Here is a 26213-nt window from a genome sequence, read left to right as displayed (position 1 = left end):
AGCCGCCGCGCGTCTGCGCGGCGAGAGAGCCTTTCCAGCCCAAGGACTTGGGCTGGCTGGATTCCTGTGACAGGCACAGGAATGAGGGGAGGCGAAAACTACGCTACTTCTTCACCGCCACCACGAACAGGCGCGGAAAACGCAACAGCAGCCGGCCGTCCGCCATGGGCGGATAGGCGGCTGCGATGCGCCTCGTATAGTCGTTGAGGAAGGCCTCGCGGTGTTCCTCGCCGGCGGCGGCAAGATATGGGCGCAGACCCGTGCCCTTCACCCATTCCACAATGCTTTCCGCATCCTTCATGGGGTGGTTGTAGATGGTGTGCCACACATCCACCCGCGCGGATTTCGGTGTCAGCGCATCGAAATAGGCTGATGGCGCGGGCAGGGGTTTGCGGCGTAATTTGCCATCCGCAAACTTGTCCTTCCAGGGGCCGTCTGCTCCCGTTTCCTCCATGGCGCGATGTGTCGGCTCCTGCAGATTGTCAGGCATCTGCACGGCAAGAACGCCGCCGCTTTCCAGCTGGTCCATCAGCTGCGAAAGAACGGCAAGATGATCCGGCACCCATTGGAACACCGCATTGGCATAAAGCAGGTCCGCCTTCTGGCTGGGCCGCCAGTTGCCGAGATCGGCCTTGCCGAAACGGGTGTTGGGCAGCCGGTCCGCCGCCTTTTCCAGCATGTCGTCGTCGCTGTCGATGCCGGTGATGACGTTAACGCCGTAACGATCGGTCAAAAGCTCGGTGGAATTGCCCGGGCCGCAGCCCAGATCGTAACCGTTCAGCACGCGCTCCAGCGGCACCTGCGCCAGAAGATCCCTTGCCGGGCGTGTCCGCTCGTCTTCAAATTTCAGATATTGCTGGGCGGACCATGCCATGATTTTCTCCTGCTGACGTGTTGCATTCGGATCGGCGAACAAGAATTGTAAAGGGCGTTGCAAGCGCCGTCAGACTGCCAGCATCGCATGGGCGAAATCCCCCCGCCATCATCCAATGCATGAATTATTGTGATGGATCTATTCATCAACCTTTTGTTTCGCCTCACAAAACGTCTTTGTCAGGGCATGCATTTGTTATTTTCCGTCAAAATAAGACATGGCGGCAATTAAAACTTGACCTCACCCGGTCAGAGGCATTCACTCCCGCCGATTTCAGAGCATTGCCAGCAAAAGTGCGGAGCGGTTTTGCGTGCGGCAATGTGGCAGGACGAAAAAGATGGAGCTCTTTCGCTTTTTGCAGAAAGGCGGAGATGCTCAAGACAGGAGACAGTCATGACCGTCGATACCGCACCCCGATCAACCACCTGGACCTATGTTGATGGTCAATGGCTGCCCGGCAATCCGCCGCTCATCGGCCCGACCTCGCATGCCATGTGGCTGGCCTCCACGGTGTTTGACGGCGCGCGCTGGTTCGATGGCGTGGCTCCCGATCTCGATCTGCATTGCCAGCGCGTCAACCGCTCGGCCATTAACATGGGCATGAAGCCGACCATGACGGCGGAAGAGATCGAGGCATTGGCGCTGGAAGGCGTCAATAAATTCGACGGCAAGACTGAAATCTACATCAAGCCGATGTATTGGGCAGAACACGGTTCGCCGGGCAGCGTCGTCGCGCCCGATGCCAATTCCACCCGTTTTGCGCTGTGCCTTTTCGAAGCGCCGATGAATGCCGGCGCATCGCTGACACTCACCGTCTCGCCGCTGCGCCGTCCTTCACCGGAAACCGCGATGACGGATGCCAAGGCCGGTAGCCTTTACCCCAATAGCGGCCGCGCCATTCTGGAAGCCCGTGCACGCGGTTTCGACAACGCCCTGATGTGCGACATGAACGGCAATGTCGCTGAATCGGCATCGTCCAACGTCTTCATGGTCAAGGACGGCGTCGTCTTCACCCCGGTTCCGAACCGCACCTTCCTTGCCGGCATCACCCGTTCGCGGGTGATGGGCCTTCTGCGCCAGGCCGGTTTCGAAGTGCGCGAAGCGACCCTGTCGGTCGAGGATTTCCGCGGGGCCGATGAAATCTTCTGCTCGGGCAATTATTCCAAGGTTTCCCCTGTTGTGAAACTGGATGACCGCGCATTGCAGGCAGGCCCGGTCGCCCGCAAGGCGCTCGATCTTTACATGGATTGGTCACGTCTCGGCGCAGACGTCTAGAGCGCCGTGAGTCCCGCCGGACGCTCTGACTCTCTTTGATCTGCGCATCGTTACGGACGAAAATCGAATGTGATTTTCTGTCTGGTGGGCAAAGCTGACACGTATTTCGATCAGGGCCACGGCAGGCGTTCCGTTTGCCGTGGCCTTTTGTTTTTTGCAGTGCAGTATTTTCCCGCGAAAACTGAGGGGAATTTAATCAATTTTAGACAAACCACACGTAGTTTGCAGCATCTTCCCTTCCGGCTAACGAGGGCCGCCAGATGTCTTTCAGCATTCGTAATGTACTTGTAGGATTTTTTCTTACCATCAGCCTCGCGCTGGCCGGTTTGGTCGGAAACGAGTTGTGGCGGTCGGCCAATCGCGCCGGCACCTTTTCAGAGGTTGCGCAACTCGTCTCGCTCGACAAGCTTCTTTTCAACGCTCTTTTGAATTTCCGCAGTGAACGCGGCGACAGCGCCACGGCACTGACGCTCGATCCGTCGAAATCGACGGGCAGCGTCGCCAGCGTGCAGGCCGCACGCCAGAAGGTGGATGCTGCCATGACGGCATTCCTCACGCAGTCTTCGTCGCTTGAAGACACGCAGCTTCAGGCACCGCTGAAGCGCGTGAAAGATGTCTACGCGCAGTTCGTCGAATTGCGAAAGAAGGTTGACGCCAACGTTTCGCTGCCGCTTGACCGGCGCGAAGGCGGTCTCGACAAGACGGTCATGGCGCTCGGCGGCGATTTCCTCGCCTCGCTCGAGGCGGGCTCGACGGCGCTTGAAGGCACCGTTCGCTCTCTCGATCAGGGTCAGACCGGTTTGATCCAGTTGCGGTCTTACGGCTGGTCTGCCCGTGCCCTTGGCGGCAGCGCCACCGTCATTCTCAACGCTGCCGTTGCCCAGAACCGTCCACTGACGGCGCAGGAGATGCAGCAGCTCGGCGCATTCGATGCCGGTGCGGCTTTCGCCTGGAAAGCGACCGGCGATCTGGTTACGCATGAATCGACGCCACAATCGCTCAAGGATATCTACGCCACGGCGGACAAGACTTACTTCAAGGGCGATTTCAGCACGCAGCGCGCCAAGCTCATCGACGATCTCATGAATGGTCGCACGCCTGCCTTCACCATGGACAGCTGGCGCACCACCGTCACCGAAAACCTCGGCACGATTGCGAAAATCGCTTCTGCCGCCATGGTTGTTCTGGACGCAAATGCCGCACAGGCCAAACAGGACGCCTTCATCGATGCGATGATCTATCTCGTCGTCTTCATCGCGACGCTGGCGCTCTGTATCCTCTCGCTTGCCGTCATCGTCGGCCGCGTCACCCGGCCGATCAGCCGCCTGACCAACGCGATGATGGAGCTTTCGGGCGGCAATCTTTCGATCGATGTCGCCGGCGCAAAACGCGGCGACGAGATCGGCGAGATGGCCCGCGCCGTGGAAATCTTCCGCGAGGCGGCAATCCGCAACAGGCAGCTGGAATCCGAAGCCCTGGCCAACCGCGAGCGGGCCGAGCGGGACCGTATCGAGTTGCAGCAGCGCGCCGAGGCCGAGGCCGAAGAACGGCTCAATCAGGCCACGGGTTCGCTGGCGGGCGGTCTTCGTCGTCTCGCTTCCGGCGACATGGTCTGCGAGATCGCCACGCCGTTCGCACCGCAATTCGAGGCGCTGCGGCACGATTTCAACAGCTCCGTCGTTCAACTGCGCGAAGCGCTGACAAGTGTCGGCCAGTCCGTGCAGACGGTAAATGGCGGCGCTCACGAGGTTTCGTCGGCATCCGACGATCTTTCCCGCCGCACGGAGCAGCAGGCTGCCTCTCTGGAAGAGACCGCTGCCGCGCTGGAAGAGATCACCGCCAATGTTTCGGCCACCTCCAAGCGGGCAGGCGATGCGCGTGACACGGTGCGTGAGGCAAGGGCAAAGGCCGATCTTTCCGGCAAGGTGGTGCGCGATGCCGTTTCCGCCATGGAACGCATCGAGCATTCCTCGCGCCAGATCGGCCAGATCATCGGTGTTATTGACGAAATCGCCTTCCAGACCAACCTTCTGGCGCTGAATGCGGGCGTCGAGGCGGCGCGGGCGGGCGATGCGGGCAAGGGTTTTGCAGTCGTTGCACAGGAAGTGCGCGAACTGGCCCAGCGTTCCGCCAAGGCCGCCAAGGAAATCAAGCAGCTCATCAACACGTCAGCCGTTGCGGTGGGTGAAGGCGTGAAGCTTGTCGCCGATACTGGCGTCGGGCTTTCCGAGATCGAGCAGCTCGTACTGTCCGTCAACACCCATATGGACGCCATCGCCACCGCGGCGCAGGAACAGTCCGCCGGTCTCTCCGAGGTCAACACCGCCGTCAACCACATGGATCAGGCTACGCAGCAGAACGCCGCGATGGTTGAGGAAATGAATGCGGCCGGTGCGGGTCTTGCGCAGGAATGTGCCAATCTCCAGGCTTTGTTGGCGCAGTTCCAGCTCGGCCAGCAGACCTCCGCATTGCGCGAGACGGCAAGGCACATGCGAGAGGCAAGCCCCGCACGTGCACCCGTCTCCCAGCCGTCCAGATCCCGCCCGGTCACTGCTTCGCGTGGCAATGCCGCGCTGGCCGTGAAGGGTGATGACTGGACCGAGTTCTGAGGACGAGATTGCCTTTGGCTTCGGGGTCCAGCGCGGTCAAGTCTCTGATCGCGTACGACTCTTCTCACGGCGCAGACGCGCCGTGGCTGGATGCCGGATCCAGTCCGGCATGACGATATAAAAAAGTCGCAAGCATCAACAGATCGAAGCCCGCGTCCGAAACCGACGCGGGCTTCATCGTTTCTGCAGGTTTGGCAATGCAGCAGCGAGCGCCCTTAGTGACGCGGTCATGTGCTTGTCGCGTCTGAGGGCAAGGGCGATCCGCCGTTCGAGCGGCGGCTCGAGCGAGCGCCATTCAAGCCCCGATGCAGCACCTTCATGCTCCATCGCCATGCGTGGCACGATGGCAAGGCCAAGGCCCGCACCCGCCAGTTTCTTGATGGCCTCGACGCTGCCCAGTTCCATGGCGGGTTGAACGGTGCGGCCGCTTGCCGAAAACCATTGATCCACGAGCTTGCGCGTATTGCCGCCCTCGTAAAGCAGCAATGGCTGTGTCGAAAGCGTCTCGGCATTCAGGATTGTTGCGTCGCTGATGGTTCCAAGCGGGAAAACCGCGACCAGTTCATCGAGATGGATGTCGCTGATATCGAAGCTGCGGCCGCTGGCCGGCAGGGCCACCACCGCCGCATCGATCGTATTGGCTTCGAGAAGCCTCAGTATATCGTGGGTATTGCCGGTCTGCACGACGATGTCTATCCCCGGCATCACCTGGCGGATTTTGCCCAGCACTGGCGGCAGAAGATAGATGCAGGCGGTGGCGCCCGTGCCGATGCGCAGGCGTCCCGTCACGCCGCTGCGATGAGGGGCTACGGTATCGATGGCATGCGCCACTTCTTCCGCAATCCGTCTTGCGTGGATGAGAAAGTCCCGGCCCGCCGCCGTCGGCTGCGCGCGCCTGCCGACCCGTTCGATCAGCCGCACACCGAGCTGCTTTTCCAGCAGCCGGATGTGCAGGCTGATGGCCGGCTGCGTCAGCCCCGCCTTATCGGCTGCGGCGGAAAAGCTGCCGAGATCGGCGACATCCATGAAGCTGCGCACCTGCCGCAGATCGAGGTCCATCATCAAAGAAAACCTTATCGTTTGTATAAGACAGATAATCTTTATTTTGACTGAGCCGCAATGCACAATAATGCCGTGAATGACCACAGGACACGAGAATGACCCTTCCCACAATTTCCAGCCTTACCATCCGCCCCTGCAAGGAGGCGGATATTCCAGCCATTACCGAAATCTACCGGGATGCCGTGCTGCATGGCCGCGCCAGCTTCGAGATCGATCCGCCAAGCGTGGATATGATGCTTGAGCGCCGCCGACTGCTGGTGGAAGGCAACTACTCCTATCTCGTCGCCGAAATCGACGGAAAGGTAGCCGGATATGCCTATGCCGGCGCCTATCGTCCGCGCCCGGCCTATGGTGCTGTTGTGGAGAATTCCGTTTATATCGATCCGGCCAAGAAGGGCATGGGAATTGGCCGCAAGCTGCTCGATGCGCTGATCGAGGATGCGACTTCGCGCGGCTTCCGGCAGATGATTGCGGTCATCGGCGATAGCGCCAACGCCGCGTCCATCGGTGTGCACCGCGCCGCCGGTTTCGAGCATGTCGGCACATTCAAGTCCATCGGCTGGAAACACGGCCAGTGGCTGGACACGGTGCTGATGCAGCGCGCGCTGGGCGATGGCGACACCACGCCCCGTTTCTGAAACCTCAGGGCTTGGTGGAACCAGGGATTTCAACCTTCAGCGTATCGCCGGCAAGCTCGCTGCCGAGTTCGACGGCCTTGGTCTTCTTGTCGTAAACGCAGATATGGCTGATCGTCGCATCCGCGCCCTTGGCCTTGCCGGTGAGGACGGCGAGGCCATAATTCTCGCTGCCCACCGGATCGACCACCACCTTGGCGTCCTCGATCATGTCTTTGCCGGCGCCAAGGCACGCCGTCTGCACATCCGCCACGAATTCCTTCCAGGCATCGTCAGACGATGCGACGGCCGGAAGCGCCAGCGAGGAGAAGGCGGCGAGAAGCAGCGCCCGATGGATCATGGAGCGGGTCATGGAATTTCCTTCCTGCAATTTCATCAAAAGCGAACCGATAGGGTGGAAAACGGTACGCCAGGGTTGTGAAACAAATGTGGTGGCGGCTGGCTTGAGAGGAATTTTCTCTTTTGTCGGAACATTTTGATATTTCACAGGTTGCCCAAACAGAGGTTCGCTCCTATGGTCCGCTCACACGGTTTCTAGGAGCGGTAACCCGCTGCAAAAAGGAGTAAAAACCATGGCCTTCGAACTTCCTGAACTCCCCTACGACTACGACGCGCTTGCACCATACATGTCGCGCGAGACGCTCGAGTTCCATCACGACAAGCACCACAAGGCATATGTCGACAACGGCAACAAGCTGGCGGCGGAAGCCGGTCTTTCCGACCTTTCGCTTGAGGAAGTCGTGAAGAAGTCCTTTGGCACCAATGCTGGTCTCTTCAACAATGCTGCCCAGCATTACAACCACGTCCATTTCTGGAAGTGGCTGAAGAAGGACGGCGGCGGCAACAAGCTGCCGGGCAAGCTGGAACAGGCATTCGCCTCCGATCTCGGCGGTTACGACAAGTTCAAGGCTGATTTCATCGCTGCCGGCACCACGCAGTTCGGCTCCGGCTGGGCATGGGTTTCCGTCAAGAACGGCAAGCTCGAAATCTCCAAGACCCCGAACGGCGAAAACCCGCTGGTTCATGGTGCAGAACCGATCCTCGGCGTCGACGTATGGGAACACTCCTACTACATCGACTACCGCAACCTGCGTCCGAAGTACCTCGAAGCCTTCGTCGACAACCTCATCAACTGGGACTACGTCCTGGAGCGTTACGAAGCCGCTTCCAAGTAAGTTTTGCGGATTGTAATTTTTTGAGCACCCGGCCCCCCAAAGGCCGGGTGTTCTGCTTTTGAGATCGACAATCCAGCGTGTCGCTCCCATTTGTCACAAGCCTGTCATCCGCCCGGTTTATCGCGGCGCATCATGACTGAAAAAACCACACCGCTCTTCTCATTCGGCATCGTTGCCGATCCCCAATATGCCGATGCCGAACCCCGCCCGGATATGGGCCGGTATTATGCCGAAAGCCCGAAAAAGCTTGGCGAAGCGATCGACGCCTTCAATCGCGAGGAACTGGCCTTCGTGGTAACGCTGGGCGATATCATCGATCGCGGTTTTGAAAATTTCGATGCGATCCTTGGCGTCTACGAGCAGCTTCGCCACCCTTCGGTGATGCTGCCGGGAAATCACGATTTCGCCGTTGCCGCCGAACACTTGTCGGCCATTCATGCCCGCCTCGGCATGGCGTCGCCCTGGCATGATTTCACCATCGGTGAGATACGTTTCGTGGTGCTTGACGGCAACGAGGTCAGCCTGTTTGCCCCGCCGCCGGGCGATCCGCGCCGCACGCTGGCGCAAGAGCGTCTGAGGCGCCTGCAAGAGGTGGGTGCGATCAATGCGCAGGACTGGAATGCGTCGCTCAGCGACGAACAGTTCGAATGGCTGCGGACCGTTCTGCAAAAGGCGGATGCGGCGGGTGAAAAAGTGGTCATTCTCTGCCACTATCCGGTCTATCCGGACAACGCCCATAATATGTGGGACGCGCCCCGCATCGTTGATCTTCTTGATGTACACCCTTCGGTCGTCGCATGGTTCAGCGGCCATAATCATGAGGGCAATTACGGGGTGCAGGGCAACACTCACTTCGTCAACTTTAAGGGCATGGTGGATACGCCCGACCAGAACACCTTCGCCATTGCCGATGTGTTTGCCGACCGAATCGTCATCCGCGGTTTCGGGCGGGAAGACGATAGGGTGCTGGAGCATTTGCGGCATAACGCTGCCGTGCTTTGAAGTCAGCACCACCCTCTCAACCGTCATTACTGTCACAGGAATGGCGGTTGAGACGGGGGCACCGACACACAACGAAGATTGAAAGACGCGCTAAATCAGTTGCTTTTACGCGCCGGCTTGATTCGTCGTTCGTTCCGAAGTCCCAAGCTGATTGCTCTGCCAGCCGCTCATCCACAATTGCCGCAACCTTTCGCCTTCCATCTTGAAAAAGCTGCCGGTTGTCTTGCAGGTCAGAACGCGGTCGGAGCGGAAATTGCGGATCGCTTGCCTGAGTTCGCACCAGGCGACGATATTGGTCGTCTCCGAATAATAGATCGTGGCGATGGGCCGGATCTGCCGCCGGGTCTCGGTGCCGGTTTCATCGCCATAGGTTATGTCCAACCGCTCCTCGTCGCGCACCGCCCGCCTGACCATGGCAAGATCGACGCCGGCGGGTGAGGGCGCGATGCTGCCCCAGGCGTGCAGGGCATTGGCCGACAGGGTTTTCGACAGGGGTTCGGGCAGGGATGCGGCAATCTTGTCGCTGACCTTTTTGGCCGCCTGCCGCAATTCGGTATCGCCCGTGCGCGCGACCATGGCGAGCGCAAGCACGATCGCCTCCGTCTCCTCGATGGAAAACATCAGTGGCGGCAGGTTGAAGCCGGGACGCAGGATGTAACCGACGCCGCGTTCGCCTTCGATCGGCACGCGCATGGTTTGAAGGGCCGAAATATCGCGATAGACCGAGCGCACCGTGACCTCCAGTGCCTCGGCAATGGTCTGCGCGGTGATCGGCCTGCGCGCCACCCGCAGGATCTGGATGATCTCGAACAGTCTCGATGCCTTGCGCATTGCCGTTTTTCCCGGTGGTTTCCCAACGCAACTGACACAACGCTGTCAGTTGGCTTTTCCTATAAGCAGCAAAACACATTGAGAAACATGAGTTTTCCCGAATGTGTCGAAAACTGTTTTGGGAGATACTGACATGAGTTACGCCGAAAATCTCTGGCTTTTCTTTCTGGTCCTGTTCGGCATCATCATCCTGCCGGGCATGGATATGCTGTTCGTGCTGGCAAGTGCGTTGACGGGTGGCAAAAGAACCGGGCTTTCCGCCGCAAGCGGCATGAGCGCCGGCGGCATGGTGCATTCACTTTACGGTGCGTTGGGCGTCGGCATGCTCGCCGCCTGGATGCCGTCGCTGTTCCTGCCGCTGCTGGTCGCCGGCGCCGCTTACATGGTCTGGATCGGCGTCGGCCTGATGCGCAGCGCCATCACCGTCAATGGCGATGAGGCGCAGGCGAGCGCCTCTGTCAGAAAGGCGTTCTGGCGGGCCGTTCTCACCTGCCTTTCCAATCCGAAAGCCTATCTCTTCATGATGGCGATCTATCCGCAATTCCTCAAACCTGACTATGGTCCAATCTGGATGCAGGGTCTGGTAATGGGCGCGATGGTGGCCATCACGCAGTTCACGGTCTATGGCGCTCTGGCGCTGACGGCGGATAAAAGCCGGGCATGGCTCGTTTCCTCGCCTGCCGCGACGATTTTCATCGGCCGCGCCGCCGGTTTCATGCTGATTGCCGCAGCCCTGGTTACGCTTTGGGAAGCACTCTCCTAGACTTCTGTTTTCTTGGGGAAATTCACTGCAATGTGACTTCTTTTCGCCATGCGGAAAGGGCATCCTCGCGCCGTTATCGCGCGTTCAGCATCTGCCGGAATCAAGGAGAGAGTGTATGAAACTGAAAACCATCGCGGCGGCCATGCTTTTCGGCTGTCTTTGCGCCGGAGCGGTCTTCGCTGCCGGCGAAGTCGAAAAACGTGAAGGCATGATGAAGCAGATCGGCGGCTCCATGGGGGCGCTTGCTGCCATCTCCAAGGGCCAGAAGCCTTATGACGCCGAAGCCGTAAAGGCTGCCGTGACGACCATCAGCACCAACGCCAAGGCTTTCCCCGACCAGTTTCCCCCGGGCAGCGAGACCGGCAGTGCTGCGGCACCCGCGATCTGGGAAAATTTCGATGACTTCAAGTCCAAGGCCGCCAAGCTCGGTGCCGATGCGGACAAGGTCCTCGCCAGCCTTCCCGCCGATCAGGCAGGCGTCACCGCCGCCATGCAGACCCTCGGTGCCGATTGTGGTGCGTGCCACCAGACCTACCGTCTGAAGAAGTGATCCTATTAAGAACGCCGCTTCCCGGCGGCGTTTTTTTCAGCGGGAATGATGCCTGATCTCATCAGGTAATAATGGGGAGAGGGGTCATGGCCTCCATTTGGACGAAGCTCGCGGGCGGGATCGCGGTGGCGGCCATTGCCGGTTTCGGCATTTTCGCCTGGGTCACCGCGCCTGTGCGTCAGGCACCCAGCCACTGGGTGAGCCTTGGCGAGCCGGACCTTGCCAATGGCGAAACGCTGTTCTGGGCGGGTGGCTGCGCAAGTTGCCATGCGGCACCAGATGCCAAGGGCGATGCGCTTTTGACGCTTTCGGGCGGGCAAGCGTTGAAAAGCCCCTTCGGCACCTTCCATGTGCCCAATATTTCCTCCGATCCGCAGCATGGCATTGGCGGCTGGACGCTTTCGGAATTCGGCGATGCGATGACGCGCGGCGTCGGCAAGAACGGCGAACATCTTTACCCGTCCTTCCCTTACGCCTCCTATGCCCGCATGACGCAGAAGGACATCAACGACCTCTTCGGTTATTTGCGGGTTCTGCCCGCCAGCCAGAATGACGCGCCGGATCACGAACTGCCGTTCCCCTTCAACATGCGCATGGCATTGGGCGGCTGGAAATTCCTCTATTTCGATACATCCGCGCCACCCCGCGTCGAGCTTGCCGATGCCAATGCCGAATTGCTGCGCGGCCAATATCTGGTGGAAGGCCCGGGCCATTGCGGCGAATGTCACACGCCGCGCAATGCGCTTGGCGGTTTTCTCGATGGCAAATGGCTGGCCGGTGGTCCCAATCCCGAAGGCGAGGGCCGCATTCCCGATATCACCCCCGGCTCGCAGAGCGTCGGAAGCTGGGAGGCGGCCGATATTGCCAACTATCTGGAAACCGGCTTCACCCCGGAATTCGACAGCGTCGGCGGCTCCATGGTCAAGGTGCAGCAGAACATGGCGCATCTGACGGCCGATGATCGAAATGCGATCGCCGCCTATCTAAAGGCCATCCCGGCACGGTAGCCTTTTGCCGTCATGCCGGACTTGATCCGGCATCCAGCCACGGCGCGCAATTCTCACGCTGGCCTGCCATTGACTCCAACCCACACCCATCGGATAACGATCCTGTGATGGTTCCTTCCGGGCGTTCCGGAAGGTGAAAAGGGAACACGATAGGGAGACATCCTCATTCGTGGCTGCCCCCGCAACTGTGAGCGGAGAGCCTGAAACGAAATGCCACTGGTAAGCATCTCGCCGAATATGGGCGAGGGCAATGCCGGGAAGGTGTTTCAGGTTTTGACCCGTAAGCCAGGAGACCTGCCATCACGGAAATGTCCATGCCGGCGGGGTGTCCGGAAGAGCGGAATTTCAGGGTGGTGGCGCTTGGACGTGCCGCCCTGTGTCAGTCTCGTATCCCCGTGGTGAAGTGTATCGCATGCGGCTGCACGGCGTTTTGCCGTTCCGCCGCGTCTAAAGGCGCGGGGTCGCGCCGTAAGAGGGGTCACCATGTCTATCAACCAGAATACGGCAAATGCCGCCGTTTCAGCAAAAACGGGCAGCTTCGCGCAATCGCTGACGGCGATCGTGCTTGGTCTGTTCGTCGTCGGTTTTGTCGGCTTTTCGCATGTGGAAGCCGTTCACAACGCCGCGCATGACACACGTCATGCCAATGCTTTCCCTTGCCATTGAGGTGGGAAGCATGTCGTTCTTTCGCAGTATAGTTTTTACCGCCGTCCTCGTCGGCATCGTTGGCGGCTTCGCCGTTTCGGCCATGCAGGCTTTCGGCACCACGCCGCTGATCCTGAAGGCGGAAACCTATGAAAATGCGGGTGGCGAAGCGCCCCACAGCCACGATGCTCCGGCCACGACCGGCGCTGCCGTTCCCGCGCACGAACATAACGAGGAAGCCTGGTCTCCGGCCGACGGCTTCGAGCGCACCGCCTATACGGTCGCCGCCAACGTGCTGACCGCCATCGGTTATGCGCTGGTGCTGACCGGCCTCATCTCGCTGCGCGGCACCGATGCCGGCTGGCGCGAAGGCCTTTTGTGGGGTGTGGCCGGTTTTGCCGCCGTCATGCTTGCGCCGATGATCGGCCTGCCGCCGGAACTACCGGGCAGCCCGGCGGCCGCGCTTGAGGCGCGTCAAATCTGGTGGCTTTCGACGGTTGCGGCGACCGCAGGCGGCATTGCGCTGATCGCATTCCGCCGCGAACCCTGGGCAATCGTGCTCGCACTGGTGTTGATCGTTGCACCACATGTGGTGGGCGCGCCCCTGCCGCCGGAAGGTGAACATGCGCTGGCACCGCTGCCGCTGGAACGGCAGTTCATCGTCGCCGCCACCGTGACCAGCTTTGTCTTCTGGGCCTTGCTCGGAACATTGAGCGCGTTTTTCCTGAAGCGCTTCCAGCAGGCTTAAATCCATGCAGGACGCAGCCGAATGGAGTGAGGAACTCGACGCGCTGCGTTTTGCCGTTCCCGGTCACGGCGCTTTCTGCGCCGTGCACCGCCTTGCATTCAAGGCAGTCCTTGGCGCCAGTCCGGAACGGGAAGCGGCGCTCGCCTATTTTCATGAGAATGAGGCTGCCTTTACGGCCGCAGCCCTTGCCAAGATAAAACGCTCGGCTTTGCCGGCCGGTCGCAGTCTGCATCTCAACAGCCGCGATATCCGCCGTGCGATTGCGGGGGAGTGCGGGGATGTCGCGCCCCGTGTCTGCCGGGTGCTTGATCGGGGGTGATTTGTGATGGTCTCGCGGCTTAACTTCCCCACCACCTCATTCCTGTGACAAGCACAGGAATGAGGTGGGAGGATCCGCAAAACTCCCGACACCAAGCTGAGCCTCACCGGTGCTCCGCCGCAAAAACCTGAAGTTCCGCCTCGGCTTCCGGACCAAAGAGGCCGAGGTGTTTCAGAATTTCCACTGCGAAACTGACCGGTGCACTGCCGGCTGCGGTTACGATGCCGCCATCGCTGACCGCCTTCGGCTGGTCGCGATAGAGCGCTTCGCCGCGATAGGACGGAGAGGCCTTGTGAGAGGCGAGCGAATTGCCGGTATGGGCGACGTCATCAAGGGCGCCCGTGCCTGCAAGCGCGCTGGCAGCCGCGCAGATGCCGGCAACCAGTCGGCCCTTCTCGCGAAACCGCTGTACCAGCCCGCCAAGATCGACAGCCGTTCCCTTTTCCCAGCCGAGGCCGCCGGGAATGACGAGCGCATCGATGTTAGCAGGATCAAGCGCATCATAGGATGTGTCGGGCGTAACGTTGAGCCCGCCCATTGAAACCACGGGCCGGCCGTCCGGGGTTGCGTAAACGATCTCGACGCCGAGATAGCCGCGCGCGGCGGCGGCAAGCAGCGCCGGTTCCCAGTCCGCAAAATCCTGCGCAAGCGCAATGGCAATCCGTGTCATGACCGTCTCCGAAGGTTGCAATCAGGCGATAGACTGCATGTAGCGCATGCCGGTGACCGGGCGCGGCGCGAAATCCATGCTTTCGTAGAAACGATGCGCGGCGACATTGCCGGTCGTGGCGCTGACGGAAAGATAGTCGCAACCGAGGCGCTTGGCGATATCGCGGGCGCGGGAAACCAGGTGCTGGCCGGTGCCATGGCCGCGGTGACCGTCACGCACGAAAAGATGGTGCAGCTCAAGCCCGCGGCGGCCTTCCTGCGCCCTGTAGAGCGGCAGCATCAGGGCGTAACCGATCAATGCGCCGTCGGCTTCCGCCACCAGCCCATGCACCCAGGGAAGCGGGCCGAACAGGTCGCGTTCCAGTTTCGCCGGCGTAATCGCCGCCGCATCGCCATGAAAGGTGGCAAGCAGGGTGATCATCTCATTGAGCTCAGGCAAATCGGTCTTGCGTGCGCCACGAATGATGACGACGGGCGGTCTTTCCAGTGTAAGGGAACTATCTTCGGTCATTTTTCTGGTCCTTCGGTTTTATCGGTGCCGTCAGGACGCTTGAAAAACAACAAAGCCGCCTGACGGCGGCTTGTTGACAAAATGATCTGTCGAGCCGCCCTTTACAGGTAGGCCCAAAAGTACGAGCAGGAGATGGGTGCGCGTTCGTTGATCATGTCCATGCAATGCGCTCGAATCTGAAATCTGTCAAGCCTGCTGTTTAGCCTCAATGCTCGCCTTCGCACATGCCATGGTCGGAAAGTGCGCGGATGACGTAACAATCCTCGATCGAATGACCATGGCAATGAGAGACGATACGTTCCAGCTCATGCTCGAGCTTCTTGAGGCTGCTGATTTTTTCGCGCACATGGGCGAGGTGTTCGGCGGCAATGCGATCCGCACCCTCGCACGGCATTTGCCGGTGCTGGCTGAGCGCGATCAATTCTCTGATGGCGTCGATATTGAGCCCGATATCGCGGGCATGGCGGATGAAAGCCAGCCTTTCGAGATCGGATTTTTCGTAACGGCGCTGGTTGCCTTCCGAGCGGTCTGCCTCGCGGATGAGGCCCATCTGCTCATAATAGCGGATCGTCGGAACCTTCACGCCGGTACGTTTGGACAATTCACCGATGGACAGCATTGCCTTCTCCATATCCTCAAGAGCAGCCGGGACAAGAACGAACCGGATGCTCTAGTCTCTAGAGATATAGCTTTTCAGCCTGCCGTTCAATGGGTGTCAGGCGGCGGCATCCACGCCGAGTGCCTGCGCCAGGGCTTTGAGAACTTCTGTCTCGATGCTGGAGGCGGCGTCAGGCTGCGCTGATGCGGCGATATCTACCGCCGGTTCGGTTCTGGCCTGTGCGCCGCTGTCCAGGTTCCAAAGTGCTGCGGCAAGGCCGGCGGAAACGCTGGCGGCGGCAGGTGCGGCGGAAACGGCAACGCTCTCGGCGCTGGAAATCGCGCGGTGTGCCGCCCGTGTCAGTTCCAGCAGGGCCTCGGTGGTTGCATTGGTTTCCCTGGTCTTTGTCGGCTCAAGGGTCCGGACCGGAGTTGCGTAATAGCTGCTGGTTGTTGCTGCGATAGTCGTCATGACTGAGTCCCCTAAGTTTCATGGGGTATTTTTAGGGGTCGAAACATTCGCGAAGATTGCGTCGCGCAGGGCTTGAACCAAAAAACGTCGCAATATAGTATACCCCCCTATAGTATATGAGGTATTCATGTCCCATACGATCCGCAACAAGGAGAAGCTTCTCGCTCGCATCCGTCGCCTCAAGGGGCAGATGGAGGCGGTGGAGCGTGCCCTGGACGATTCCAAGCCCTGCGGCGAGGTGCTGCAATTGCTGGCCTCGGTGCGCGGTGCGCTTTCCGGCCTGACGGGGGAGGTGATGCAGGAACATCTGCATGAGCACGTCGTGCACGCCGAAAATGAAGACGAGCGGGCGCGTGCGGCGGAAGAGCTGGCCCAGGTGCTGAAGACCTACATCCGCTAACCTCTCTCCCAAAAGTGTCCGCGGCTTTGGGAAAAGACATGCGTGAAACAGAATATTCCAGGATCGAACAGGATTAGCGACATGACGACGACATCCGAATTTTCCGCAGCGTCCGGCCACGACCATGTTTTCCTAGGCCGGAACCATGAGCGCAATGAAAAGCGCGTGTGGATGGTGATTGCGCTGACCACAGTCATGATGGTGGCGGAGATCGTCGCCGGCCACTGGTTCGGTTCCATGGCGCTGACGGCGGATGGCTGGCACATGTCCACCCATGCGGGCGCAATGCTCATCTCGGCGCTGGCCTATCTCTATGCCCGGCGTGAGGCGCGCAATCCGCGCTTCACGTTCGGCACCGGCAAGTTCGGTGATCTCGCCGGTTTTGCCAGCGCCATCGTGCTGGCGGTGGTGGCGCTGCTCATCGCCGTCGAAAGTGCGATGCGGCTTTTCAATCCTGTTCAGATCGACTTCAATCAGGCGATCCTCGTCGCCGTCATCGGTCTTATCGTCAATCTCGTCAGCGCCGTGCTGTTGAAGGATAACCACGATCACGGCCATGGCCATGGCCATGGTCACGCACATGGTTCGCATGCCCATCACGGCCATGGCAGCCACGCCCATCACGATCACGGCTCGCACGCGCATCACGGCGAGCACGGTGCGAAGGGCGGCAGGGACAATAATCTGCGCGCAGCCTATCTGCATGTACTCGCCGATGCGCTGACTTCCGTTCTCGCCATTGTCGCGCTGCTGCTCGGCAAGTGGAACGGCTGGTCCTTCCTCGATCCGTTGATGGGTATTGTCGGCGGTGTGGTGATTGCCCGCTGGTCATGGGGACTCATTCGCTCCACGGCAACGACGCTGGTTGATGCGGTTCCGCTGACGGAGGACTTGCCGCAGGAAATTCGTGAAAGCGTGGAAACGGAAGAAGATCGCATCACCGACCTGCACGTCTGGCAGGTGGGGCCTGGGCATCACGCCGCCATTGTCGCCATCCACTCGCAGGTGCCGAAGGCGCCGGCTTTCTACAAGCAGAAGCTTGCAGCCATACATGAACTCTCACATGTAACGGTGGAGGTCAGCCCGGCAAGGGCCTGATCGGAATCATCTATTCGTATTCGGAATAGGCGCTGCGCACCCATTCGGCCTGCGCTTCTGCCTTGTCTTCGGCGGAGGTCGCAGCCGGCGTGTGGGCCGGCGCGCTGCCATTGCCGACGGCCCACAGCACGTTGGCCAGCGAACGGGAAAGAACGGTGCTGGAAACGGTCGGGTTGCCGGGGCCGCGTTTAACGGCCTGTTCCTCGGGCGCGCTCTGCGCGCTGCCGGGTTTTTCGATGTCGCGGACACGAGCCTGATAATTGTATCCGCCAATATTGCTTTCGATCTGCATGCCAGTGATTCCGCGTTCAAAAGTTAACAAATGGTTAACGGCGGCGGCTTGCCCGAAGCTTGCGCTTGCTGCATTGCAATGTCTTTCCCGGCTTGACACGTGGCAAAGGGGTGCTTCGTTTTTGCATGGTTGGATGGGAAGGCGGGCATTGCCGGCCTTGCCCACACTTCGCGTCGTGCTCGCCATGGCGACCCTGTTGTGCCGCTCAAACTCTGGCGCCAAACACCCCAACTCCCGTCATGCCGGCTCTAGGCCGGTATGACGAAAGAGTTTGGACGCGGCCAGGCAGCTCCGATGTCTTTTGCGCAGCGGGGCTGGGGCTTTTTCGGTCCTCTGAAAGAAAGGCAAATCCTGTTGGTGCCGGATTACGCGGTTTCCTTCTCCACAGGCGCCGCCGGTTCCGGGATTTTTTCCGCTTCCTCCACGACTGCCAACCTGAGATCTGCCTCCTGAGGTGCCGGCGTGACCATCGCCGCCACCAGCGTGTCGAGGCCGATGGCGCCGACTGGCTTGCCGTCTTCATCCACCACATGGGCGCTGGTTTCGTTCGCCTCCGACATATCGCGGGCGATGGTTTCCAGAGTCGCGTTTTCCGGCACCGACATGCCCTCGGGTTTCGCCGTCAGCGGTTCCATCACGGTGGTCGCCTGAAGCACGCGGCTGCGGTTGACGTCGCGCACGAAGTCGGTGACGTAACCATCCGCAGGGGAAAGGATGATGCTCTGGCCGTCGCCCTGCTGCACCACTTCGCCGTCTTTCAGAATGGCAATATGGTCGCCGAGCCGCAAAGCCTCATCCAGATCGTGAGTGATGAACACCACGGTCTTTTTCAGCTCCTGCTGAAGGTCCAGCAGCATCGTCTGCATATCGACACGGATCAGCGGATCGAGAGCCGAATAAGCCTCGTCCATCAGGAGAATATCGGCATCGTTGGCAAGCGCGCGGGCAAGGCCGACACGCTGCTGCATGCCGCCGGAAAGCTGGTTCGGATAATAATCCTCATAGCCGGCAAGACCGACACGATCCAGCCAGTAACGGCCTTTCTCTTCGCTGTCCTTGCGTGGCATGCCCTGAATATCGAGGCCGTAGACGCTGTTTTCCAGCACGGTACGATGCGGCAGGAGGCCGAATTTCTGGAACACCATCGCCGTTTTGTGACGGCGGAATTTCCGCAGCGCCGAAGTGCTCATGCCGCAAATGTCCTCGCCGTCGTAGAGAACCTCACCTGCGGTCGGGTCGATCAGCCGGTTGATGTGGCGGATCAGCGTCGACTTGCCGGAACCGGAAAGCCCCATGACCACGGTGATCTTGCCGCCCGGCATGGTGATGTTGATGTTGTTGAGACCGAGCACATGGTTGTGTTTGTCGTTCAGCTCGACCTTGTCCATGCCTGATCGCACCGCTTCGAGATATTTCTCGGGATGCTTGCCGAAGATCTTGTAAAGATTCCTGATTTCAATGCTTTTAGCCATGGGAGACCTCGCGGTATTTCTGCAGGCGCTTGCCGAAAGCCTGGCTTGCCCGGTCGAACATGATGGCGATGGCGACCAGAGCGAAACCGTTCAGGAAGCCCACCGTGAAAAACTGGTTGTTGATGGCCTGCAGCACATTCTTGCCGAGCCCGCCGACACCGACCATGGAGGCGACGACGACCATGGCGAGTGCCATCATGATGGTCTGGTTGATGCCGGTCATGATGGTGGGCAACGCCAGCGGCAGCTGCACATTGAACAGCTTCTGGCCGTTGGAGGAGCCGAAGGCATCGGCGGCTTCCAGCACTTCCCGGTCTACCAGGCGGATGCCGAGGCTGGTCAGGCGGATGACGGGTGGAATGGCGTAGATCACCACTGCGATCAGGCCCGGTACCTTGCCGATGCCGAAAATCACCACCACGGGGATGAGATAAACGAAGCTTGGCAGGGTCTGCATCACGTCGAGCACGGGATTGATGATACGCTGCAACCGTTCGGAGCGTCCCATCAAAATGCCGAGCGGCAGGCCGATGACGATGGCGATCAGCGTGGCGATGGCGACGATGGAAAGCGTCGTCATGGCGTCGCGCCAGAGGCCGACTGCGCCGATCATGAGCAGGGAGATGGCCGTGCCACCGGTGATCTTGAAGCTGCGCCCGGCCAGATGCACGATCGCCAGAATGACCAGCATGGTGACGATCCACGGGGTCTGGATGAACAGCCGCTCCGAGGAGTTGAGAAAGAGCTGCAGTGGATGCACGATCACATCGATCGCATCGCCGTAATTGCGCACGATATCGCGAAAACCGTCATCGATGGTCTTGCGTGCCACACGCATCGTGCCGTTATCGATGGCCGGAAACTTGCACAGCATATCCGGCAGATAGTTACAGAGGGCCATTATTGTTATTTTCCCTTTGGTTTGGATGAATGGGAGGGACAATGGAGTCGCTGGAGCGTGCGGGCACCCCCCTCTGTCCTGCCGGACATCTCCCCCTCAAGGGGGGAGATCGGCAAGACGCGCCACATCGCTTCATCCGCTAGGTTGGAGTGGAGCGAGGCCTTGCCGCAGGTCGATCTCCCCCCTTGAGGGGGAGATGCCCGGCAGGGCAGAGGGGGGGTAAGCTACGGATACAAACCCAAGCTTTTCCCTCCTGCGGATGCGTTACATCGAAGCCTTGATCTTCTCCGCCACCTCGGGCGAAACCCACTTCGTCCAGATATCCTCGTTGTTCTCGAGGAAATATTCCGCGCCGTCTTCGTTGGTGCCCTGGTTTTCATCCATCCAGGCAAGAACCTTGGCGACGGTCTCGTTGTCCCACTGCCGCTCGCGGATGTAGTCGATGGAAGGACCGGCCTTCTCGGCGAAGTCCTTGGTGACAACAGTGAATACCTCTGCCACCGGATAGGCGTTTGGCTTGGGATCGGCGCAATCAGGCTTGGCGATGCAATTGTCGTAGGCCTCGCGGTCGAGTGCCACGCCATCGTCCAGTTTCACCATGTCGTACTTGCCAAGAATGGCCGTCGGGGACCAGTAATAGCCGAGCCAGCCCTGCTTTTTCTCATAGGCATTGGAGATCGAGCCATCGAGGCCCGCGGCGGAGCCGGTATCGATCAGGGCGAAGCCCTTCTCATCGGCCTTGCGTGCCTTGAACAGGTTGGCGGTCGTTGGCTGGCAGCCCCAGCCCGGCGGGCAGCCAAACACGGCACCCTTGCTGGCGTCTTCCGGCGCCGGGAAAAGCTCGGGATGCTTGAGTGCGTCTTCAACTGTCTTGATATCGGGGTGTTCGTCGGCGAGATATTTGGGAATCCACCAGCCTTCAACGCCACCTTCACTCAGGATTTTGCTTTCCTGGATCAGGTTGCCCTTCTTGACGGCGTCCTCATAGGGGGCGCCAAGGGTATTCACCCACATTTCGGGCGCCATATCCGGCTGGCCCTTTTCATTCATGGAGGTGAATGTGGGAGTGGTGTCGCCGCTGATGACGTTGACCGTGCAATCATAGCCGTTTTCCATGATGAACTTGTCGACGTAAGCCGCAACACCGGCGGACGCCCAGTTCATTTCGGCGATGGTGACGCTGCCGCATGTTTCTGCGGCGTTGGCGGAATTTGCTGCACCGGCAGCGATGGTAAAGCCCGTTACGAGAATGGTCGAGGCCAGGAGTTTCTTCATGGGAGACCTCCAAGTCTGATGCAGTGTTTTCAATTGGCAAAGCGGGAGCACTGCAAAGCCCGGATTGCCAAGGGCGAACTGACATGGCGCATGAAAAAGCCGAAAAAATCCGGCGATAAGATTATCCGCAAGACGTGCTGCAGGATTGCCGCGAGAAAGGCGGCGAAAAGGCGCATGAATATGTCAACGGCCCGGATAATACGGCCGAAAAGTGATATTGCAATGCGAAATGGCGCAACGCAGCCATGCGTTCGATTTCCGGAACATTTTTTCCGGTGACGTAATACATGGGAATTATTTGCGTTTGCGGAAGATATATTATGAGTTGCGGCAACTGGAAATAAAAATTCAATGTCGATAAAGATGTTATTTAAATAAAAGATGCGTATGATAATTTGTGGAAAAAATATTCAATAACGAGATTTTTGCAGGTATTTTCGTCCAAAATGAGATCGGGCGACGATTGGATCGCCGCCCGTTTCTGCATTGAGCGTGTCAGACGGTGTCCTTGCCCGCCACCTTCAGTGCGAAGGCATATTCGAAGGCAATTTCTTCCAGCCGCTGGAAACGGCCCGACTTGCCGCCATGGCCAGCCGCCATGTTGGTCTTGAGCAGGATCGGGGCTTCCCCCGTCGTCTTTTCGCGCAGTTTCGCCACCCATTTGGTCGGTTCCCAATAGGTCACGCGCGGGTCGGTGAGGCCGGAAAGCGCAAGCAGCGGCGGATAGGGCTTTTCCCCGACATTGTCATAGGGGCTGTAGGCGGCGATCCACTGATATTCCTCTTCCGATTCCAGCGGATTGCCCCATTCCGGCCATTCCGGCGGGGTTAGCGGCAGCGTGTCATCAAGCATGGTCGTCAGCACGTCCACGAAGGGAACCGCAGCGATGATGCCGGCAAATTTTTCCGGGGCCATGTTGGCGACGGCGCCCATCAGCATTCCCCCTGCCGAACCGCCTTCCGCGATAATGCGATCGTAGGAGGTAAAGCCTTCCTTGACCAGATGATCGGCAGCCGCGATGAAATCCTTAAACGTGTTCTGTTTGTCTTTCATCTTGCCGGTTTCATACCACTCGAAACCCTTGTCCTTGCCGCCGCGAATGTGGGCGATGGCATAGATGAAGCCACGGTCTGCCAAAGACAGCGTTGTGGTGGAGAAGGAAGCGGGGATGGTGATGCCATAGGCGCCGTAGCCATAAAGCAGGCAGGGGGCAGAACCGTCGAGCACTACATCCTTGCGGTAAAGCAGCGAGACCGGCACCAACTCGCCGTCATGGGCAGGCGCCATGATGCGGCGGGTAATGTAATCGTCGGGATTGTGGCCGGAAGGCACTTCCTGCGTTTTCAGCAGCGTGCGGTCGCGCGTCACCATATTGTAGTCGAACAACTGGCTCGGCGTCGTCATCGAGGAGTAGGAGAAGCGGATGACATCGGTGTCGTATTCTGCAGCGCCATGCAGGCCAAGCGAATAGGCTTCCTCGGCAAAGGCGATGGAATGCTCCTGGCCCGTGCGGCGATCGCGGATAACGATGCGCGGCAGGCCGTCGCGGCGCTCCAGCCAGATCAGATGGCGGGCATAGGCATCGACGGAGAGAATGAGGCGACCCGGCTCATGCGGCACGACCTCCTTCCAGTTTTCCTTGCCCGGCGCGGTAACCGGCGCTTCCATGATACGGAAATCCTTGGCATCGCCGTCATTGGTGAGGATGTAGAAGACATCGCCGCCTTCGCACATCGAATATTCGATACCTTCCTCGCGCTCCGCAACCACGACAGGCTCGGCCATCAGGTCCTTGGTGGAAAGAATGCGGTATTCGCTGGTCTCATGGTCGTGAATGTCGATGAAGATGAATTCGTCGAGCACGGACGCGCCAACGCCCATGAAGAAGCCGGGGTCCTTTTCCTCATAGACCAGCCGGTCGGCCGACTGCGGCTCGCCGATGATGTGGTGGAAGACCTTCGAGGGGCGGTGGTTTTCGTCCTGCAGCGTATAGAAAAAGCTCTTGCCGTCAGGCGCCCATGCCCCGCCGCCGCCGGTATTTTCCACGACATCGGCAAGGTCTTCACCGGTTTCGAGATTACGGATGCGCAGCGTGAAATATTCCGAACCCTTGTCGTCATAACCCCAGATGCCGTGACTGTGATCGGACGACTGGTCGAGGCCGGCAAGACGGAAATAATCCTTGCCTTGCGCTTCCCTGTCGCCATCAAGCAGCACGTGCTTTTCGCCGCCATCACGCGGGGTGCGGAAATAATGCGGTTGCTCGCCGCCGGTCACGAACAGCGTGCCATAGGCATAAGGTCCATCATTGACCGGAACAGAGGAATCATCCTGCTTGATACGGCCTTTCATCTCCTCGAACAGCTTTTCCTGAAGCGCCTTGGTGTCGCCCATTGCGGCTTCCATATAGGTATTCTCGGCCGCCAGATGGGCGCGGATGGCTGGGTCGAGCAGGGTAGGGTCCTTGAACATGGCCTGCCAGTTATCGGCCCGGAACCATGCGTAGTCATCGGTGCGGGTGATGCCGTGATGCGTATCCTGGACGGGCCGTTTTTCGGCGGTCGGGGCGGCGGGCAGGTTCTTGAAAATCGGCAAGGGAAACTCGCTTTCGTATGAAAAATGCGTGGGCGGCACCCAAGATGTAGAGTGCCCCTCACCACCGATCAAGTTTCAAATCTCCACAGGTGAAATGAGGCTTGGGCACAATTTCGTCAGTTTTCGATCACATTTTGGCAATATCCGGCAAATCAGCGATGATACGCGCCTGCCACCGGCCTGCCGTGCATCGATAAGAACAAACGAAAACTGACAGGATCCCATGCGAAAGTTTCTTCCCGCTGCTCTTTCTGCGTTTTTCCTTGCCTTGCAGGCATCTACACCCGCTTTCGCAATAGACGCCAACGTCATGCGGCAGCTGAACGTGCTCGCCCCCGAGGAGCGTCTGGAGCAGCGTTGCGACATAGAGGCGATGGAGCGGATCGCGACCGAGCAGAAGGGCATGAAGCCGGATAAGGTCATTGCCTATACCTTCGGTGATCCCGAGGTTGGCAAGAATTCGATCAAGGCGTCGGGTGCAGTCTTCAGAAGCGCCGGTGAATGGTACAAGCTCAAATACAAGTGCCAGCTGAAAAGCGACAGCCTCTCCATCCAGTCCTTCGATTACCGTGTCGGCGACAAGATTCCCGAAGAGCAGTGGAAGAAGTTGTATCTTTATGACTGATCGGGGAATTCTTCGTCCGCGGTCGCCGGTTTAACCCCCGCTTTTCTTGCCGCCCTGCCAATGGGTCTGTAACGCTGTCCTTCGATCGAATTGAGGGGCGAGAACATGGCGAAGCAATTCAAGGGACTTTCGGCTTTTCCGATCACGCCCGCCGACGAGGCCGGGCAGGTGGATAGCCAAGCCTTTTCCGCCCTCGTCGAGCGGCTGGATGCGGCGGAGGTCGATTCCATCGGCATTCTCGGCAGCACCGGAACCTATATGTATCTGTCGCGTGCCGAGAGGCGGCGCGCGGTTGAGGCAGCCCATGCCGTCCTCAAGGGCAGGCGCACATTGATGGCAGGCGTCGGCGCGTTGCGCACCGATGAGGCCGTGGCGCTGGCGAAAGACGCCGAAGCTGCCGGTGCCGATGCGCTGCTTCTGGCGCCCGTTTCCTATACGCCGCTGACTAAGGAAGAGGCCTATCACCATTTCGCCGCCGTCGCCGGCGCAACCGATTTGCCGCTCGCCATTTACAACAACCCGACGACGACGCGATTCTCCTTCAGCGATGAGCTTCTGGTCAGGCTCGCCTATATCCCGAATATCCGTGCCATAAAGATGCCGCTGCCGGCCGATTCCGACTATGCGGGAGAGCTTGCGCGGCTGCGGCCGAAACTGACGGATGATTTCGCCATCGGTTACAGCGGCGACTGGGGATGTGCGGAAGCAACGCTTGCCGGTGGCGATGCCTGGTACAGCGTCGTTGCGGGCCTGCTGCCGGTTCCGGCATTGCGGTTGATGCGCGCCGCTCAGGCCGGGGATGCGGAGGAGACGCGCAGGCTCGATCTGGCCTTCCAGCCGCTCTGGGCGCTCTTCAAGGAATTCGGCAGTATCCGCGTGATCTACGCCGCCGCCAATGCTTTGTCGGTAACGGCATGTGAGCCGCCCCGGCCAATCCTGTCGCTCACCAGCGCGGAGCGCCAGCGGGTGGAAGAGGTGCTGAACGCTCTGTCAACGCTGGAAGCCGCGCCATAATTCGGGCGTTTTGCAGGCGGATTGCCACATCTTACCCTTCGGAAACTGAAAAATGCTGCGTAGCCTGCCCTTTGCCGCTCTCTTCCTGTCGCTCTCCACGGCCGCCTTCGCGGGGACGGGTCTCGTCGAGCCGACGCTGAAAATGACGCCGAGGCATGACGGCAGGGTGCTGGTGGCGATGACTCTCGACGCCTGCATGGGCAAGACTGACCATCGCATTCTCGATACGCTGGTGCAGGAAAAGATACCGGCGACGATCTTTGTCACTGCCCGCTGGCTGAAGCACAATAGCGAAGCGCTTGCCGTAATGATGGCGCATCCGGATCTGTTCGAGATTGAAAACCACGGCGAAAACCATGTGCCAGCGGTGGATAAGCCCGTTGCCATCTATGGCATTGCCGCTGCCGGTTCGGAAGCGGCAGTCGAGCAGGAGGTCGAGGGCGGCAGGCAGGCAATTGTCGCCATGACCGGTCTTCAACCGCAATGGTTTCGCGGTGCGACGGCGAAATACACCACCTCGTCCATGGCCACCATCAACAGGCTCGGCATGCGGGTGGCGGGTTATTCCGTCAATGGCGATGGCGGCTCGCTTCTGGGCGCGGCCGCCACGGCAAAGCACATCGCTTCGGCCAGGGACGGCGACGTCATCATCTCCCACATCAATCAGCCTACCCACGAAGCGGGTGAGGGCGTGGTGAGGGGCCTTCTGGCGCTGAAGGCGCGCGGCGTGGTGTTCACAAGGCTGGACGACCCGTCGTTTACGCCGCCGGGTAATTGAGCGGGGCGGCTCTCTCCTC

The 26213-nt window shown here is 59.6% G+C and carries 29 protein-coding genes and 1 riboswitch; of the genes, 16 read left to right on the top strand and 13 right to left on the bottom strand.

Annotated features, from left to right (window positions below):
• Positions 1-103: 103 nt before the first annotated feature.
• Positions 104-874, bottom strand: coding sequence for a trans-aconitate 2-methyltransferase (tam, locus tag T18_RS05080; RefSeq protein WP_025592746.1), 771 nt, complete (start codon positions 872-874; stop codon positions 104-106).
• A 393-nt stretch (positions 875-1267) separates the two neighbouring features.
• Here tam and T18_RS05075 point away from each other — a divergent pair, with 393 nt between their 5' ends.
• Complete coding sequence (locus T18_RS05075; protein ID WP_038490234.1) at positions 1268-2149, top strand: branched-chain amino acid aminotransferase; 882 nt, start codon at positions 1268-1270, stop codon at positions 2147-2149.
• Between the two features lie 260 nt (positions 2150-2409).
• Positions 2410-4758: a methyl-accepting chemotaxis protein gene (locus T18_RS05070; protein ID WP_038490237.1), complete on the top strand. Its 2349-nt coding sequence runs from the start codon at positions 2410-2412 to the stop codon at positions 4756-4758.
• 174 nt (positions 4759-4932) lie between these two features.
• Here the strand turns inward: T18_RS05070 and T18_RS05065 are convergent, their stop codons facing one another.
• The gene (locus T18_RS05065; RefSeq protein WP_038490240.1) at positions 4933-5820 is read right to left on the bottom strand and encodes a LysR family transcriptional regulator; all 888 of its coding nucleotides are present in this window, start codon (positions 5818-5820) and stop codon (positions 4933-4935) included.
• 95 nt (positions 5821-5915) lie between these two features.
• Here T18_RS05065 and T18_RS05060 point away from each other — a divergent pair, with 95 nt between their 5' ends.
• Positions 5916-6458 (top strand): GNAT family N-acetyltransferase, encoded by a 543-nt coding sequence (locus T18_RS05060; protein ID WP_038490243.1) that lies wholly within the window; start codon positions 5916-5918, stop codon positions 6456-6458.
• 4 nt (positions 6459-6462) lie between these two features.
• On the opposite strand, the gene T18_RS05055 is transcribed toward T18_RS05060, so the two are convergent.
• Positions 6463-6807: a hypothetical protein gene (locus T18_RS05055; protein ID WP_205756756.1), complete on the bottom strand. Its 345-nt coding sequence runs from the start codon at positions 6805-6807 to the stop codon at positions 6463-6465.
• Between the two features lie 220 nt (positions 6808-7027).
• Here T18_RS05055 and T18_RS05050 point away from each other — a divergent pair, with 220 nt between their 5' ends.
• Both T18_RS05050 and T18_RS05045 read left to right on the top strand, forming a co-directional pair.
• Positions 7028-7630, top strand: coding sequence for a superoxide dismutase (locus tag T18_RS05050; protein ID WP_003511955.1), 603 nt, complete (start codon positions 7028-7030; stop codon positions 7628-7630).
• Between the two features lie 132 nt (positions 7631-7762).
• On the top strand, positions 7763-8632 hold the full coding sequence (locus tag T18_RS05045; RefSeq protein WP_038490249.1) for a metallophosphoesterase: 870 nt from the start codon (positions 7763-7765) through the stop codon (positions 8630-8632).
• Positions 8633-8737: 105 nt separating this feature from the next.
• Here the strand turns inward: T18_RS05045 and T18_RS05040 are convergent, their stop codons facing one another.
• Complete coding sequence (locus T18_RS05040; RefSeq protein ID WP_038490252.1) at positions 8738-9463, bottom strand: helix-turn-helix transcriptional regulator; 726 nt, start codon at positions 9461-9463, stop codon at positions 8738-8740.
• 133 nt (positions 9464-9596) lie between these two features.
• Here T18_RS05040 and T18_RS05035 point away from each other — a divergent pair, with 133 nt between their 5' ends.
• The 6 genes from T18_RS05035 to T18_RS05010 all read left to right on the top strand — a co-directional run bounded on the left by T18_RS05035 (position 9597) and on the right by T18_RS05010 (position 13495).
• A complete protein-coding gene (locus tag T18_RS05035; RefSeq protein ID WP_003511960.1) occupies positions 9597-10226 on the top strand; it encodes a LysE family translocator in 630 nt (209 codons plus the stop codon).
• Between the two features lie 115 nt (positions 10227-10341).
• The gene (locus T18_RS05030; RefSeq protein ID WP_013635681.1) at positions 10342-10776 is read left to right on the top strand and encodes a c-type cytochrome; all 435 of its coding nucleotides are present in this window, start codon (positions 10342-10344) and stop codon (positions 10774-10776) included.
• An 86-nt stretch (positions 10777-10862) separates the two neighbouring features.
• Positions 10863-11783 carry a c-type cytochrome gene (locus T18_RS05025; protein ID WP_038490255.1) on the top strand — a complete coding sequence of 307 codons (921 nt, stop codon included), beginning with the start codon at positions 10863-10865 and terminating at the stop codon, positions 11781-11783.
• Between the two features lie 91 nt (positions 11784-11874).
• Positions 11875-12100: riboswitch (cobalamin riboswitch) on the top strand.
• 166 nt (positions 12101-12266) lie between these two features.
• On the top strand, positions 12267-12449 hold the full coding sequence (locus tag T18_RS05020; protein ID WP_003494386.1) for a CbtB domain-containing protein: 183 nt from the start codon (positions 12267-12269) through the stop codon (positions 12447-12449).
• A 10-nt stretch (positions 12450-12459) separates the two neighbouring features.
• On the top strand, positions 12460-13176 hold the full coding sequence (locus tag T18_RS05015) for a CbtA family protein (RefSeq protein ID WP_038490258.1): 717 nt from the start codon (positions 12460-12462) through the stop codon (positions 13174-13176).
• Positions 13177-13180: 4 nt separating this feature from the next.
• The gene (locus T18_RS05010) at positions 13181-13495 is read left to right on the top strand and encodes a hypothetical protein (protein WP_038490261.1); all 315 of its coding nucleotides are present in this window, start codon (positions 13181-13183) and stop codon (positions 13493-13495) included.
• Positions 13496-13598: 103 nt separating this feature from the next.
• On the opposite strand, the gene T18_RS05005 is transcribed toward T18_RS05010, so the two are convergent.
• The 4 genes from T18_RS05005 to T18_RS04990 all read right to left on the bottom strand — a co-directional run bounded on the left by T18_RS05005 (position 13599) and on the right by T18_RS04990 (position 15744).
• Complete coding sequence (locus tag T18_RS05005; protein WP_038490264.1) at positions 13599-14165, bottom strand: type 1 glutamine amidotransferase family protein; 567 nt, start codon at positions 14163-14165, stop codon at positions 13599-13601.
• 21 nt (positions 14166-14186) lie between these two features.
• The gene (locus T18_RS05000; protein WP_003511975.1) at positions 14187-14675 is read right to left on the bottom strand and encodes a GNAT family N-acetyltransferase; all 489 of its coding nucleotides are present in this window, start codon (positions 14673-14675) and stop codon (positions 14187-14189) included.
• 205 nt (positions 14676-14880) lie between these two features.
• The gene (locus tag T18_RS04995; protein WP_025592768.1) at positions 14881-15294 is read right to left on the bottom strand and encodes a MerR family transcriptional regulator; all 414 of its coding nucleotides are present in this window, start codon (positions 15292-15294) and stop codon (positions 14881-14883) included.
• 96 nt (positions 15295-15390) lie between these two features.
• Positions 15391-15744 (bottom strand): hypothetical protein, encoded by a 354-nt coding sequence (locus tag T18_RS04990; RefSeq protein WP_003511979.1) that lies wholly within the window; start codon positions 15742-15744, stop codon positions 15391-15393.
• A gap of 127 nt (positions 15745-15871) precedes the next feature.
• Here T18_RS04990 and dmeR point away from each other — a divergent pair, with 127 nt between their 5' ends.
• Both dmeR and dmeF read left to right on the top strand, forming a co-directional pair.
• Positions 15872-16144, top strand: a complete 273-nt coding sequence (gene dmeR, locus T18_RS04985; RefSeq protein WP_003494395.1) for a Ni(II)/Co(II)-sensing transcriptional repressor DmeR — start codon at positions 15872-15874, stop codon at positions 16142-16144.
• An 81-nt stretch (positions 16145-16225) separates the two neighbouring features.
• Positions 16226-17242, top strand: a complete 1017-nt coding sequence (dmeF, locus tag T18_RS04980) for a CDF family Co(II)/Ni(II) efflux transporter DmeF (RefSeq protein ID WP_038490267.1) — start codon at positions 16226-16228, stop codon at positions 17240-17242.
• 10 nt (positions 17243-17252) lie between these two features.
• On the opposite strand, the gene T18_RS04975 is transcribed toward dmeF, so the two are convergent.
• From T18_RS04975 to T18_RS04950, 5 genes are all read right to left on the bottom strand, one after another.
• Positions 17253-17534 (bottom strand): hypothetical protein, encoded by a 282-nt coding sequence (locus tag T18_RS04975; RefSeq protein WP_038490269.1) that lies wholly within the window; start codon positions 17532-17534, stop codon positions 17253-17255.
• Positions 17535-17899: 365 nt separating this feature from the next.
• Positions 17900-19006: a quaternary amine ABC transporter ATP-binding protein gene (locus T18_RS04970; protein ID WP_038490272.1), complete on the bottom strand. Its 1107-nt coding sequence runs from the start codon at positions 19004-19006 to the stop codon at positions 17900-17902.
• A complete protein-coding gene (locus tag T18_RS04965; protein ID WP_003511991.1) occupies positions 18999-19907 on the bottom strand; it encodes an ABC transporter permease in 909 nt (302 codons plus the stop codon). Before T18_RS04965 ends, T18_RS04970 begins: the two co-directional genes overlap by 8 nt.
• Positions 19908-20171: 264 nt before the next feature.
• Complete coding sequence (locus T18_RS04955; RefSeq protein ID WP_013635689.1) at positions 20172-21182, bottom strand: ABC transporter substrate-binding protein; 1011 nt, start codon at positions 21180-21182, stop codon at positions 20172-20174.
• A gap of 495 nt (positions 21183-21677) precedes the next feature.
• Positions 21678-23777, bottom strand: a complete 2100-nt coding sequence (locus tag T18_RS04950; protein ID WP_038492718.1) for a S9 family peptidase — start codon at positions 23775-23777, stop codon at positions 21678-21680.
• Positions 23778-24000: 223 nt separating this feature from the next.
• On the opposite strand from T18_RS04950, the gene T18_RS04945 reads away from it, so the two are divergent.
• The 3 genes from T18_RS04945 (at position 24001) to T18_RS04935 (ending at position 26194) form a co-directional block, all read left to right on the top strand.
• Positions 24001-24402 (top strand): DUF930 domain-containing protein, encoded by a 402-nt coding sequence (locus tag T18_RS04945; RefSeq protein WP_003511997.1) that lies wholly within the window; start codon positions 24001-24003, stop codon positions 24400-24402.
• Positions 24403-24507: 105 nt separating this feature from the next.
• Entirely contained in the window at positions 24508-25416 is a 909-nt protein-coding gene (locus T18_RS04940) for a dihydrodipicolinate synthase family protein (RefSeq protein WP_038490275.1), read from the top strand.
• A 52-nt stretch (positions 25417-25468) separates the two neighbouring features.
• Positions 25469-26194 carry a polysaccharide deacetylase family protein gene (locus T18_RS04935; protein WP_038490278.1) on the top strand — a complete coding sequence of 242 codons (726 nt, stop codon included), beginning with the start codon at positions 25469-25471 and terminating at the stop codon, positions 26192-26194.
• Positions 26195-26213 lie beyond the last annotated feature (19 nt).

This window comes from Rhizobium sp. TBD182, from assembly GCF_001950375.1.
In the GTDB taxonomy this organism is placed as follows: Bacteria; Pseudomonadota; Alphaproteobacteria; order Rhizobiales; family Rhizobiaceae; genus Agrobacterium; species Agrobacterium tumefaciens.
This window is presented reverse-complemented; position numbering and strand designations above follow the sequence as displayed.